The organism is Secundilactobacillus paracollinoides DSM 15502 = JCM 11969, from assembly GCF_001311135.1.
Classification (GTDB): Bacteria; Bacillota; Bacilli; order Lactobacillales; family Lactobacillaceae; genus Secundilactobacillus; species Secundilactobacillus paracollinoides.
This window is the reverse complement of the sequence record NZ_BBAG01000066.1, coordinates 1-13,495: the sequence shown is the minus strand read 5'-3', so window position 1 is coordinate 13,495 and position 13,495 is coordinate 1. Positions and strand designations below refer to the sequence as shown.

Sequence of the window (13,495 nt, the reverse complement as noted above, 5' to 3'; positions counted from 1 at the left end):
ATCGGTTCGCATATCTTTTTTGGCTTTTTCCAATAACCAGTGTGCGATTTTCTTCATAACTATTTTTCCTCCTAGTGGTTACGGAAATAATTTTGAAACATTCTCATGGCACCCATACCAGCACTTTTAGTCACACCGGTTGAAGCCCAAAAGTCTTTAACGGCGTCAGGTGTTTTGACCACCAGAAAACAGAATCCGATTGAAGCAATAAAAGCAATAAACCCGTATTTAGCCATATTAGTGAAACACCATACTGATAGTGACATACAAAGCACCTGGCTAATAATAGAAGCATTGTAATAAATGTACTTCTTCCACCACGTGCCACTGTAATCAAAGCTTTCGGTCGCCATGCTCATTGCAGCTAAAGGAATTGTCAGGTTATACCAAGCCATATCAGCCACAAACACACACATCTTGATAAAGAACACGACGGTTACGACAGTGAAGATTAGCAGAAACAAAATCTGTAAGGGTAGCGAAATGCCAACATCTTTTAGCCCAGGAACTTTATTCATGCCGGTAATTGATTTAGCAGTGAATTTCTGATCAGAACTAAACATATACTTTAGCAGGGGCAAGGTAATTGAACCTTGAATAAAGCCCTGTAAAAACACGAAAACCGGAATCACGGCCGCTGATTTAATCCCGTCCATGATGATATTAGCCCAAGTAACATCTGTACTTTCATCTGCCTCTTTTAGAATTGTCATCACAATGCGGCCAAGGACGACCACAACGACTAACGATGTCGCAAAGGACAGGAAGATGGCATACCACGTTTTAACAATTGGCAAGCTTTGATTGGCTTGGTCAATAATGGCCTTGCAGATGTTGAATAAGCCGTCCAACAAACCAGACAGTGCCCATTCAAAAAACTTAGCAATCGCTCCCTGAACCAGTCCTGAAATATCACCTAAAACAAACATATCTATCACTTCCTTTTTTGCAATTCAAAGCTTCCTAATCCGTCATCTGATTTGGCAGTTTTATTTATTGCTTTAGCTTTATAACCATCGCTAATTTGAGTTAATTCAAATTTTTGATTCTTCTCATCATCAGTATTTACTTTTAAATATTCTTTACCAGAAGTATTACTGACTGAATAATTGGCATTTACATTCATCAAGGGGCTTTCAATAATCATTGTTTTTTTATTAAATTGGGTTTTGTAGCTTTGTCCTTTTTGGTTGAGATACCATTTATTACTTTGCAAATCCTGTGCTGTAGACTTCCCACAAGCGGTAAGACCAACAACAATCAGCAACACTGTCATCACAGCGATTATATATTTCCAATATTTTTTCATTAATATGTCCCCCATTATCCAAGCATTTTCTTATTTCTAGACTCTAATTCTTGATCGATATTATCCTGCAATTTGTCTTCTTCGTCATCGGTTGTTTGATCGTCTTTTTTGGCTTGGTGCTGTGCTTTAACTGTCTGATTCCACTTATCTACCTTATTCTTAAAGTGGGTTTCCTGGCTGGCTTCTGGTTGGCTTGATACTCATTCTGTGACAAGTTAACCAAATGATCAGCCCCTGGAAATAGTTTAAATTGGAACGCTTTTGTAGCTTTGACTGGTCGCGCATTGCTAAAGATTAATAAGCTCTGATCTTCGGGCATACGCATAATTTCATCGGGCGTCATGAGCGAACGACTCGTATAGCTGTAACTATCACTTTTGCTGTGACTTTCTTCCTTGCTATGACTGGTACTCTCACTACCCGTTTCCACTTTCACCGTTGATTTTCCTAACAGATCACTAAAGTATTTAGCGGTCACATCATTAGCGGCATTTAAGCAAATCTTAACGGCATGATTTCCTAAGATACTCTCGGCCTTATCCTTGCCATACAAGGCTTGGATCTGGGTTAAGGTTTGACAAATTGTCGTCACGCCAATGCCGTACCCCCGACACGTCGCTAGGAACTCCTCATACTTGGGAAACTTCCCTAAATTGACAAATTCATCAAGGATAAAGTCGACTTGGTGGGGCAATTTAGCGTGATGATCGGCGGCTAATTTGTATAATTCATCAAATAATTGTGAGAAAAACAGATTGATGAAGCTTTCATAGGTATTATCCATGACCGGAATAATCACATACAGTACTACTTTGGCTTTGCCAATCTCTTTTAAATCAAAGTCTGAAAAGCTGGTAAAATTGGCCACTTCTTTGTCAACAAACTTCGAAATGGTCGCCAACAGGCTTTCAATAATGCTGGCTTTCATTTCTCCTTTAGCCTTTTTGAAACCTAACTCATAAGCGCGTCTCGCTGGATCAGTCATAGTTAGCTCAAGAAACAAGGTATCTAGCGGACTATCCGCACCCTTTTCCTCGGCTTCAACGTCATTTTCTTGTAAGACCTGCGTTACGCCCGCCAAATTTCGTTGTTCTGGTGACCGGTGGTTCATGACAAACAGGATTAAAGCCTTCAAAAGCTGTCTTTGGGTACTGAACCACACGTCTTTTTTACCTTCGGCATTTTCACTTTGCACGATCTTTGTTGCCACGGTTTCGGCTTGAATATCCCGTTGAATATAATCAAAAGGATTGTAGCGATCACTATGCGCCATGTTGGCAAAGTTGACGACATGTACTTGATAACCCTGGGCTAGTTTGATACCGGCCGTCTTTTCGTATAATTCACCTTTCGGATCGGTCACGACAATGCTGTTCTCCGTTTCGTTAAACAGGTTGGTAATGACGACTGATTGGGTCTTATATGATCCAGGTCCCCCAACCACAAAGATATTCCGATTGGGTTTTGTGCTGTTATTCTGGTAAACAATCCGTTTATCCACGATCCCTAAAATCGTCCCATTCATGTTAATCTCCCCCTTTCGCTGACTTTTCTCGATCCACTAATGATTTGAGAATTTCTGCCTTGGTACTCTTGTTAAATGCTGTGGTGAGGTCTTTGGCATTGATACTAAAGTAATGGTCACTTAATTCTTTTAAATTCCCCCAGGTCGCACTCCCGTGGGTTTCAGTGTCCGCAGTTTCCCAAGCTTTATGCTTGCTGTTCCGTTTCAAGGCAAAATAGACGGTGTATAGTACCACAGCAATACTGACGATAATTAATACCGGGTTCTTTTGACCCAAATACAAGTTGTAATAGTGCCAGGGGTGCAAGGCTAATTGTTTTAATACGGTTGGCATATGATCCGCAAAAGTTAGCTTATAGTGCGACAAGGCCATGACTGATCCAGCTAAAATCTCCGCTAAATACAAGCCAATGATTAGCGTTAGTAGATATGGCCAGCTGACTTTAACGCTGTTTAATAATTTGTCTTTCATCTAATCACCTACTATCTGTTTAATCCTTTGTTGGTTGGTACCGGAGTATCGTTGCTTGCCATGGATCAAGGTTGGTACTGACGTTAATTGATATTTTTGAATGTAATGCCGATTCTGCGGTTGGTTCATGTTAATCAAGACGATGTTGTGACTGATTGCGTTGTGCCAATAAATCTGATGAAAAATAGCTTGGCAATCCGGGCAATCATCGCGATAGAAGAACAACACTTTTTTAGGGTGCTTAGCCAGCGTCACAACTGTTTTCTCTTTCTCAACATGGTTCACATAGCTATGACCTGCAAAGCCTAATACTGCAAGTATCACCACGATCACCGCTAGGGCTTTGCTTACTTTTTTAATCAAGGTCACTCGCTTTAAAACTGTTCCCAAGATTCTGTACATCAGTGATTCGATCCGTGGTGGTATCGAAAGTCACTTGATAAAGTACCGTCGCCTTTTGCCAGTCGTTGTCGCCACTCTTACTTTCGTAACTGACAACGGCCAAGCCTTTCATATTTTGCCCCTGCTTACTTTGCGTATACAGGTTCAGTTGATTTAACTTAGCTGAAACACTATTGCTATCACCATACGTGCCCTTATTTGAAAAGTATTGCTGATATAGATTGTCGGAAATCAAGTCTTTCACGCCATCTTTACGCTGTCCGTAGGTCTTGGGCTTGAAGTTATTCATGACATCAAAGAACTTGGTGACCACCGTATTAAAGCTAAGTTCAGCCTGACTTTTGTCTTTATTATTTTGGTAGGTCTTATAACTGTCAATTTGGGTGCTCAATAACTGCTTTTGTTGGTTGGTTTTAGTCAATTGCTGGTTAACTTGGCGCTTCTGTTTTTGTAAACGACTAATATGCTGTTGCGCCTGCTTAACTTGGCTATGTTGATAGGCATTCGCCCCTAATGACATGATTAAGATCAAACTACCAATCGCAATACTTAAAACCATGCTGCGTTTCATTTACTCGTCCTCCTTACTTCTTGATTGGCCGAGCTAACGTCACATCGCTACCACTTAGTAAGCTATAAAAGGCGGTGCCAAAGGTGCTTTCGTTAACCTTGTCGCCTACGCCACCTTGTTCAATGATTTTGGTGGCTTTGCCTTGCCACTTTCCTAGCAGAATGGCAGTATGCCCGTTGTTGCCGGCTCCCACACCTTGATTGACGATCACAATATCGCCGGCTTTCGCGTCATTTTCACTAATCTGTTTCAGATATTGATGGCTGCCTTTGGCGTCACTGGCCATCGTGCCGGTAAACCAGCCAATATTTGCGGGTACCTTGTAACCAGCCTTATTCAGGGCTAACCAGACAAAACCGGAACAATCGGTTCCGCCGGTTTTGTTAGGATTCTTTAAATCACTGCCTAAATCGGGGCTAGGGTGGGTTTGAACATAATAGAAGTCACCTTTCATACTTTCCGCGTTTTTAACAATGCTGCCACCGGAATAGCTCGGGTCACTATCGCAACCTAGCTCGGTCAGATCTCCTGAACTTGCATTATCTAACGTATTACCGGCCACGGGATCACTCGCCCCGAACACGGAATACCAGTGATCGGCATACCCGTATCTTTGGCTTAGATACCATTGTTCCGGGTTCTTACTCATGCCCTCGTAATCCATTAACCAGGCTTTTGTCGCTTTGTGCACATCCGTATACTTAAAGATCTGCTTGTTTGACGCATAGTAACTACTGTTCAATTCTTGATCGAGATAGTCCAACTGCACGCCAAGATTCGTCGCTGGTTTGTTTTCTTTGTGGGCTAAGTCTTCCAACTTATCCTTCCGACCACCTAACCACTGGGCTAAGCCCGTGGCCCCGGAACTTGAATTAACGGACTTGGGATCAAGCCGACTTTCTAGTTGTAAGACCCCCAAGATACCAGCCGCCGCTTGTGGCGTGGCACCATACTTCTGTTTCCAGTGCGCATAGATATTTTTGGCATTTTCTGTCATGCTCTTACTATCTAATTGCGTCTCTATGGTGGTTGAGTTATCACAACTGTTTTCTTGTAGCTGACCAGTAATCGCGGCGATCAGCAAGATGATTAGCAGAAGGGCGCCACCCACAATATAAGCAATCAACTTCCACTTCTTTTTCTTATATTCAAATGACAATACCTGCATTTAATCACCACTTTGTGCTTGGCCTGATCGACCTTTTTTTGGGCCGCTTGCTGATCGTTTTGGGCATTCTTTAAATCAGACTTAGCCGAATCCACCTTCTTGTCTTTGTCCTTATCTTTACTGCCATCAATCTTGTTGGCGTCATCCAACTTCTTTTGGGCGTCGCTAACTTCGTTCTTAGCGGCATTGAGACTTAACAAGGCTTTTAAATACTTAGCTTTAGGACTGTTCACGCCGGCTAACTTGGTTTGGACGGTCTGGGCATCTTGCGTATCGTTATGGGCTAGGAAGGCTTGTCCCATTCTCAATAAAACATCAGCGTTCGTCGTAAAGGATAATTGGTTATTAAGCGTATTGGTATCATAATTAACAATCGCTTTTTCGAGTTTCAATTGATCTTTTTGCTTACTCGTCGCCTTAGTTGGTAACTGCCAATCGGAAATCTGCCCGCTATCTTTGTTGGTATAAGCCGCATTGATTATCTTGTTCAATTGGCTCGGGTCAACCTTTAAAGCTTGCTGGTATTGACGATGCTTTAAAAAGACACTGACTTGCTTAGTTGCAGGGTAGCCGGCCCGTTGCATATCACTTTGCGCTTCCGACCACTTCCGATCATTTAAAGCAGTTTGAATTTGACCGCTATATTTTAATCGCGTGACCTGGGCTTGGTTCTGGTTAGCTAAGCTTTGATATTGCCGTTCGTCACTTTTATGGACTAAGCCAACGGCCAAAACGGCCACAATCGCCACCCCGGCCATACTCAACCATAATCGTTGCTTGGTTTTCTGCTGGGCCGTTTCAACTTCCTGCCATTCGTGATAGCTCACAAAGTCCTCAATCCCGTTAACCACTTCCGTTAACTCATTTAACGACGTAGCTTTAGCTACTTGTTGTAAATAGTCATCCGGGTGTTTGGCCAAGGCTTCTTGGGGATTGCTTAGTAGCCGTTCGTAGGGCGTCCCCGTCAAGCAAAACAGAATCAGTGCTTTGTATTTGGCTAAATTGCTATGCTTGTCATCATAAGGCATGAGTTCATTGGCCCGGTAGGCGTACCAAACATGTTGCATTGGGTAATACCACAGGTTAGCTGGGTTCAACGCAACGTGATACTGGCTATCGTTAACCACCTTTTGCGTCATGATTTCCTTGGCAATCGCTGACCGGATTGCTTTATTTTCATGTGGTAATTCCTTTAATGATCTGACCTTATCCGGCAAGGTATAAGTTAAAACAACCTTCTGGTCTTGCTCAACCACGTTAACTAACTGCAAGAACTTGGAATCAGTTTGTTTTAATTCGTTTAGCTCACTCAACTGGTCATATCGAAACTGATTGCGATTGAGTTCGAGAATTAACTTGTTTCCCTGTCGCTTGAACGTGCCAACCTCGATATTTAATAGCTGATTTGATTTACTCATTTAAAGTCCCTCCTTCCTCCTCGGTGGTAGTTAAAGCGTCAATTTCACTGGGAGTTAAGATCACGCGCTTTTGATAATCCGGTTGTTCGGCTGTCTCACGATTGTATTTTTCTTGGTAAGCTTCTGGGTCGATTAGCCGTAGTTCTTCTTCGGTCAACTCGACACGCATAAAGGCGCGTTGGCTACCATAGATCATCAGGGCTTCGCCTTGTCTACGGCGTTCTAGTAGCTTCTTTTCTTTATCCGAGAACGTCATACGCAATTTGGTAATCACATCATCAACGCCTTTACCGTCAAGACCAAAGAACACTTTGGTGTAGGAGTTCCCAATAATGGCTTCACCAATGTTCTGCCCGGTATCTGTCGTGCCTTCGATCACATCTTGAATTTGCTGCGTTCCGGCAATGGCCCCGGCATTGTATTTTCTAAAACGTTTGTATGCTTGATGGAAAAAGGTGGCGGCCGCTTTGTGCAAAGTCAAAAAGTGAAATTCATCGACAAACAATTTCTTGCGGCTATGCCGATCTTTGGTGATTTCGTCCCACAAATACTGGAAGGTATTCAGATAAGCCGCTGATTGGACTTCCTGTTCACTTTGTAGTGGTTTTAGATCAAAAGAAATGATTTTCCCTTTTAAGTTAACGTTGGTGTGCCCGTCAAATAGGCTGTTAGAACCATGGGTATAGCTGCCTAAGATGTAGTAGAAGTCTTTAACCCGACTGAACTTATCTGCGTCCTTATCAGCCAGTTTCTCCAACTCGTCATAAACATTGGATAAGGTCGGCCACTGATCGTCTTTAATCTCTTTTAAGCGGCTGTATTTCAAAACACCACTGTTGACGTAAGCTTGTTTAACGACATCATCAAGGATTGCCAGTTCAACTTGGGTAATCCCGGTTTTAAGGACTTCAAAGAATCCCTTTAATCGCTGGATTTTATCTTTAACTAGTAAATCAAGGTTCGTGACCGCCTCATCGGCGCTTAGGATTTCTTCGGAGAAAATTTGGAGCGGGTTAATTTTGTACTTAGCATTCGAGGTTAGGTGCAAGACTGCGCCACCCAGGGCTTCAACAATCTTGGTATATTCGTTTTCTGGGTCAATAATGTAGAGTTGATAGTCTTGAATGGCGTAGCGTAAGATTTTCTGAATCATATAGGTGGTCTTGCCGACCCCCGAGGTGCCGATAATGACTTGATTTTGATTTAGCGTCTTGTTGCGATCCAGCATATCTACGGCAATTAAGCTGTTGGTATCTTTGTTAACCCCTTCAATATCAGATCTAGGCTTCAAGTCCAAAATCTCCGCGTCGTCAAAGGGAAACATGCTGCTGGCGACTTCGGTATTACTCTCTTTATAGGTGTAATCTCCCATGAGGTTCTCGTTAATTGGCATGGTTGACCAAAATGCTTGGAAAGTCGCTTTAACGGGCACTAAGGGCTTCATCTGTAGCTTAATCAAGGTGTTCTTGACGTTTTCGGTTAAATCGTCTAGTTCTGCTAAACTGTTGGCCCGCAGATAAATGAGCATATGTTGGTACACAAATGTGGTAGAATTATCAAGGTATTTATCTAGTTGCATGTTGGCTGAATCAATATAATTTTGCAGAATCTTCTTTTTATACGGGTCGAACGTATTTAACTTCTGCGCTTCCTTATTTTGAATCGTCTTCTTGTAATAGGTAATCATTGAATTGTTACTGGCGCTGTCGATATATTGCACAATATCGATAACGCCTTTTTTGCGCTTCAATTCTGACAACCAGTTGCCATACACCCGCTTGGGATAGTCAGCAATCGCTAACACCCGAATAAAATTCTCGCCCGACTGGACGTAGGTGGGGTACTGTTCCCAGATAAACGGGAATAGTGAATGCAAGCTATCGCGATCAATCAGCTTGGTAAAGTCTTCAACCTCCGGTTTTTGTTTATTAACCGTTGGTTCACTATTTTGCCTACTTTCTTTCTTGGTTGGCATGAACAAATCAATGACCTTATCGCCAAAATTCATTTTGTTTCCCCCTATCCATTGAAATTGATTAAGTTCTTTAAAATCTCTTGGACTTCCTGACTGGTCAAAACTTTGGCCGTCACATCAAAGTCCGTTAACGCATTTTCAATATCCCGTTTAACCTGTTCGATCTTTTCGTCTAAATGAGTGACGGCTAAGTTTAAGCTTTTAACGCTCTTGTCTTTAATCGGTACCTTAACGATTAGCAGATGTTGCTTAGTTGTCATGTTTTTGGATTCCTGGACTTTAGTAAAGTGGTCCAAATAACTGGCTATGAGTTGGATTTTGAACTGTTGCTCCGGGTGGTCTTTTTGTAAGGCGAGATACCGCCGTTTGAGACCATTGAGATAAGCCGTCATATTGACGGGAATCGTCGGTTCTAAGAACTGTAGCGTGTCATCAACACCTTCACCTAAGGTACTCATGAGAAACGCGCCATAGTCCTCAAAAACGTCCTGTTGTTCGGTTTCATTAAGCAGATCAAGATTGATCCCACTAACTTCCAAAATCCCAACGAGATTACCCGTTTTGGTAACTTCGTAGTTACCATACATACCCACCACTAAACTCATGTCATCAATGGTTTCTTTGCCACCATTGATTTTAGGCGGTTGGTAATCCCAATCGAGCTTGGCTGCTTTATTGGCGGTTTTGCTCTTCTTCAAACGCATTTAGTTCACCTCGCTTCTTCGGTTTTAAATAAAACAGTTTCTGACCATTGGCATAGCGGCGTTTCAACTTAAAGTTATCCCGTACTTTAATATTCTTCCGCGCCGAAACTGGCCGAATTGTTAAAATAGCCATGACAATCGTCATGGCTAAGACAACAATCACTATTTTTATCAGGACTAAGATCAGACTATAGGGTGGGATCGCAATAAAAATTAAGCCCACTAGTCCTGCCAGCGCCGCATAGCCAAAATCCTTCAAGGTGTAGTCTTTCCAGATCCCGTAATCTTTATCTACGTTCTCTGGGAAGATAAATTCTTTTCCTTTCTTCATTTGGCAGGCTCCTTTTTAAATTAAGTGAATAGCTGTAAACCCAAGGTAATAGCCAGATAATGGCTGCCGCTAAGGCCACTAAACCAGCCACCCGACCAACCGCATGATAAACCTCTGATTTCTCTCGCGGATCGTCTGCGTCAGGCATTCTTTTGATAATAATAAATAGCGCGACACAAATCCCGACTAAAACGACCAACCCAGTTAAAATACCTTGAATCGTCTTACCAGCGCTGGTTAGCTTGCTTTTAACTTCGCCGCCGTCCGCCGCCAAAACAACCTGGGCGTTCATCAGCCCCAAATAAATCGCAGTAGCTCCAGTAGTTGCTAACGCTTTCATTTTTCTGTATTTTGACATGTTATTCCTCCTTCCTATCGTCTTCTGATGTTCGTAATTGAATTTGTTCTGCCTGCGTTTCTTCTGGCTCACGCTGATAGAACTTGTTCAATTGTTCCTCGGCAATTTGCTGGCTTGGTAATGGGTCGGTGGCTAATCTGACGTGGCCATTTTCACTCGTGGCTAAGTAATACTCTTTTTCTGACTGGCCTAACTCTTGGGTCTCTAGGACATGCAAGTTATGTTCATAACGGCCTAAGGCGTTATCAACTTCTAAGCCATAGAAACCTAAGAAACCTTCTAAAAAGCTTTCACCAAAAAAAGTTAATTCGTTTTTGATTTGCTTATATTGATGAGTTGGCTTATCACTAACTAGCTTTTCAGTTTTTTTGGCGTTCTTGCTGTCTTGATGACGATTAAACCAACTACTGATTTTTAATGGGTCGGTCTTAATCTGACGCTTAACGGTATTTTTGATTAATGCTTTCCGTACCTCGTCAATTGGTTTACCTTCCTGTTTCAATCGGTCTTGTAACTTGTCTTGATCCGTCAATTCTTGTTCGTCTTTAACCACGATAGCTTTCTGGCCATTATGAATTAGCTTGCCATTAATGCCCTGCCAGCTTTCTACTTTCATTGGATCACCTCCTTTAAATCAATCGGGATAATTGTTCTCTGGACGTTCCCCTATCCCGCCCTGTAAAATGGATTATTAGGAGGGTGACACCTAGAAGGCGTATTTCTAGGTGCTGATCCCCGTTAGCAACTCTACTGCTGACGAGGACGCCCTCTTTTTTTATGTGGTTTTTAACCCACTCTATCCCTTCATCAGATATTAATTTATTGGTACCTGAACCAAGCAAAAATTGATCAGGGAACTCTGGATGTCGTTTGATCCAGTTGCTGACATAATTTCGGCCACGCCCCAGCTTATGATTAGCTTGCGTTAGGCTGTACCATTCCTGATTGCCTGTCACATGTAAGTTCTCCTTTCTTAATTTAGTCATAGTTTAGCACTAAAAGGTGTAACTTACACCATTTATTTTTTTTACATTTAGGTTACAAGTGCAACCCTCCATCTTCATGCCGGTTTCTAGTTTGGTGTTGCCGCTGCTTTTTCGTCATTGCCCACTCGGTCTCCTTTAGTCCACGTAGTTGCTGTTTTCTTAGATAGTCTGTATTTTTCGCATATAAAGTGGTCATTAAGGCTTCGTCCAAAATATTCATCAGGTAATTTTTCGGGCTAGTTGGGTGGTAATTAATGGCCTGATAGTCCTTAACTTGAGCTTGCTTATATTGATCAAACCGCATTGCCTGTTGTTTCAAACGGGTTTGTACCATTTCAATTTGTTTTTGATCAAGCTTAGGATCTTGGCCACATTCACCGAGAAACAGTTGCCGGGTGCCATCATGTTTTAAGACCCGTTGCAGTCGATGATCCTGAATATCTTTTAATTCAATTTTACCTAACAGGTAATTCAACCCGGCTTGGTGTTGCTGACTAGTAAAGACTACCGGTGGCTGCTGTTGTAATTGACTAACCTGGTTTGCATCTAATGGCTTTAATTCTGGATCATAGTAAACCACAGCCGTATAAATTTGCTCCTTATCAATCGTCTCTAGCTTATCCAGGTCACTGTCCGGAAAAGCAGTCGTTAGAATGCTGTTGTATTGGGTTTGCACTACGGCTTTAACTTCCCGCATGACCCGTAAATTTTTCACCGCTTTAGAAATGAATTCGAGTTCGTTAGGTTGATAAGCGGCTAGCATGCCCCGATCAGTAGGCTTCAAATCGTCTAACTGGTGACCATGTTTGGCTAGTACCATGGTTAATTGCTTCTCAATTGTTTGGGCCTGCTGATTAACTAACTGCCAGCTGGTATATGGCCGCTTGGTAAACGTCAATAATTGCTGGGTTAATAAGTCACTTCGAATATCCGCTAACCGTTCTGCCAATTCGCCACCTTTGAAAATCGTTTGTTCACTATTAGTTTCTTTAATCAGTTCCCGTCGTTCAGCCGCGGTTGTCTGTTCAAAATTAAGTTCCGGATAAAGCTTTTTCGTTGCTCGTTCCACCACTTTATTTAACAACTGATTAGCTTGTGCTAGTGATGTCGTTTGCTGGTCAATGGTCAGTAGTTGTTTGGTTACATCTTCACCAACAGCATGTTTAATTAATAAGCTGTTTTTCCAATTAAATAGCATGCGCTGTTTATCATCTAAATGTTCTAAATCGACATAGGTTTTCAATTGCTGACTTAGATGACTAATTGTGTGTTTTTCAGAGAAAGATAGCTCGTCAGTTAACGCGTCAAAATGTTCATGATTTCTTATCTTTTCGTCAAGATTATGATATTTAGCTTGAGCGTTTCTTTGCGCTCTAACTTGTTGATTAAATGCTTTTCGATTTTTTCTTTGGCTGTTAATGCCTTCGTGTTGGGTAGGTGTCTCTTGAATCCCTTGATCGACAAACGATTTTTCACTAATCCGATCCGGAATATTTTTTTGTGCTAAAGACTGATTAACACTTGTTGCCCAATTATGCCGCCACTCATTAATTTTTTCCTCTTTATCCCAATCAACCAACCAAATTTTTCTTTGTTTTGGAAACCCGCTTTTGGTTAAAAGTTGCTTGCCATTTTCATCTTTAATGTACTGCGTCTTTGCTTTTAATCCCCAACTACCATCGGGGTCAAATGGGCGATTGGTTAACATCACATGTGCATGCGGATTGTCTGGGTGATCGCGATGAATTGCTACGTCAGCTACCATACCTTGATCGGCAAAATTTTCTTGCACATATTTTGTCAGTAATTCTTTCTGTTCGGATTCACTTAATTCTACCGGTAAAGCCACGTTAAATTCTTTTGCATACCGTGAGTTTGATTTACGATCTTTCTTTTCAACTTCATTCCATAATTGTTCTCGATTACTGGCCCATTCTGGTGCATTTTTGGGGGTTAAAATAAAGCTTTCTGGAATTACCGATCGGGCATAGAAATATCGGCGACCTTCTTGATCATCAAATAATTTTTCACCACTTCTATAAGCGGCACTGGCAATGGCACTGCGTCCTTTACCAGCACTAATATTACTAAAACTCATATGAAATATTGCCATGTTAGTCACCTCTTTACTTTGATTCTATGGGCTTGACTTTGTTGTCGCCATCGGCGACTTCTAATACAGGATTTTGGGGTTAGTAAAACATAGAATTCATTCTATGTGTAAGTGCGCATTGACCTCGTTTCACTCGGTCTTCTGATTCTCTTAACTTTAATTT

The 13,495-nt window shown here is 41.8% G+C and carries 13 protein-coding genes and 2 pseudogenes; all 15 read right to left on the bottom strand.

Annotated elements, in window-relative coordinates:
* Window positions 1–71: 71 nt before the first annotated feature.
* Window positions 72–929, bottom strand: coding sequence for a conjugal transfer protein TrbL family protein (locus JCM11969_RS14305; protein WP_156319387.1), 858 nt, complete (start codon window positions 927–929; stop codon window positions 72–74).
* A gap of 5 nt (window positions 930–934) precedes the next feature.
* Window positions 935–1,309: a hypothetical protein gene (locus tag JCM11969_RS14300; RefSeq protein ID WP_156319386.1), complete on the bottom strand. Its 375-nt coding sequence runs from the start codon at window positions 1,307–1,309 to the stop codon at window positions 935–937.
* 14 nt (window positions 1,310–1,323) lie between these two features.
* Window positions 1,324–2,834, bottom strand: a pseudogene (locus JCM11969_RS14295) (VirD4-like conjugal transfer protein, CD1115 family).
* A gap of 1 nt (window position 2,835) precedes the next feature.
* Complete coding sequence (locus tag JCM11969_RS14290; protein ID WP_041095832.1) at window positions 2,836–3,306, bottom strand: hypothetical protein; 471 nt, start codon at window positions 3,304–3,306, stop codon at window positions 2,836–2,838.
* A complete protein-coding gene (locus tag JCM11969_RS14285; RefSeq protein ID WP_040537815.1) occupies window positions 3,307–3,675 on the bottom strand; it encodes a thioredoxin family protein in 369 nt (122 codons plus the stop codon).
* Entirely contained in the window at window positions 3,662–4,279 is a 618-nt protein-coding gene (locus JCM11969_RS14280) for a SadB/YajI family lipoprotein (protein ID WP_054712192.1), read from the bottom strand. The genes JCM11969_RS14285 and JCM11969_RS14280 overlap by 14 nt, the downstream gene beginning before the upstream one ends.
* 13 nt (window positions 4,280–4,292) lie before the next feature.
* Window positions 4,293–5,447, bottom strand: coding sequence for a phage tail tip lysozyme (locus JCM11969_RS14275; RefSeq protein WP_054712190.1), 1,155 nt, complete (start codon window positions 5,445–5,447; stop codon window positions 4,293–4,295).
* Window positions 5,402–6,865, bottom strand: a complete 1,464-nt coding sequence (locus JCM11969_RS14270) for a type VII secretion protein EssB/YukC (RefSeq protein ID WP_054712188.1) — start codon at window positions 6,863–6,865, stop codon at window positions 5,402–5,404. The genes JCM11969_RS14275 and JCM11969_RS14270 overlap by 46 nt, the downstream gene beginning before the upstream one ends.
* Window positions 6,858–8,873, bottom strand: coding sequence for a VirB4 family type IV secretion system protein (locus JCM11969_RS14265; RefSeq protein ID WP_054712186.1), 2,016 nt, complete (start codon window positions 8,871–8,873; stop codon window positions 6,858–6,860). Before JCM11969_RS14265 ends, JCM11969_RS14270 begins: the two co-directional genes overlap by 8 nt.
* Before the next feature lie 11 nt (window positions 8,874–8,884).
* Entirely contained in the window at window positions 8,885–9,544 is a 660-nt protein-coding gene (gene trsD / locus JCM11969_RS14260) for a TrsD/TraD family conjugative transfer protein (protein WP_054712183.1), read from the bottom strand.
* Complete coding sequence (locus JCM11969_RS14255; RefSeq protein ID WP_054712182.1) at window positions 9,513–9,875, bottom strand: hypothetical protein; 363 nt, start codon at window positions 9,873–9,875, stop codon at window positions 9,513–9,515. The genes trsD and JCM11969_RS14255 overlap by 32 nt, the downstream gene beginning before the upstream one ends.
* Window positions 9,876–9,906: 31 nt before the next feature.
* Window positions 9,907–10,233 (bottom strand): annotated as a pseudogene (locus tag JCM11969_RS14250) (CagC family type IV secretion system protein); the annotation flags it as partial.
* A gap of 1 nt (window position 10,234) precedes the next feature.
* Complete coding sequence (locus tag JCM11969_RS14245; protein WP_054712180.1) at window positions 10,235–10,849, bottom strand: hypothetical protein; 615 nt, start codon at window positions 10,847–10,849, stop codon at window positions 10,235–10,237.
* 13 nt (window positions 10,850–10,862) lie between these two features.
* Window positions 10,863–11,219, bottom strand: coding sequence for a hypothetical protein (locus JCM11969_RS14240; RefSeq protein WP_156319385.1), 357 nt, complete (start codon window positions 11,217–11,219; stop codon window positions 10,863–10,865).
* A 52-nt stretch (window positions 11,220–11,271) separates the two neighbouring features.
* A complete protein-coding gene (gene mobQ, locus JCM11969_RS14235; RefSeq protein WP_054712176.1) occupies window positions 11,272–13,332 on the bottom strand; it encodes a MobQ family relaxase in 2,061 nt (686 codons plus the stop codon).
* Window positions 13,333–13,495 lie beyond the last annotated feature (163 nt).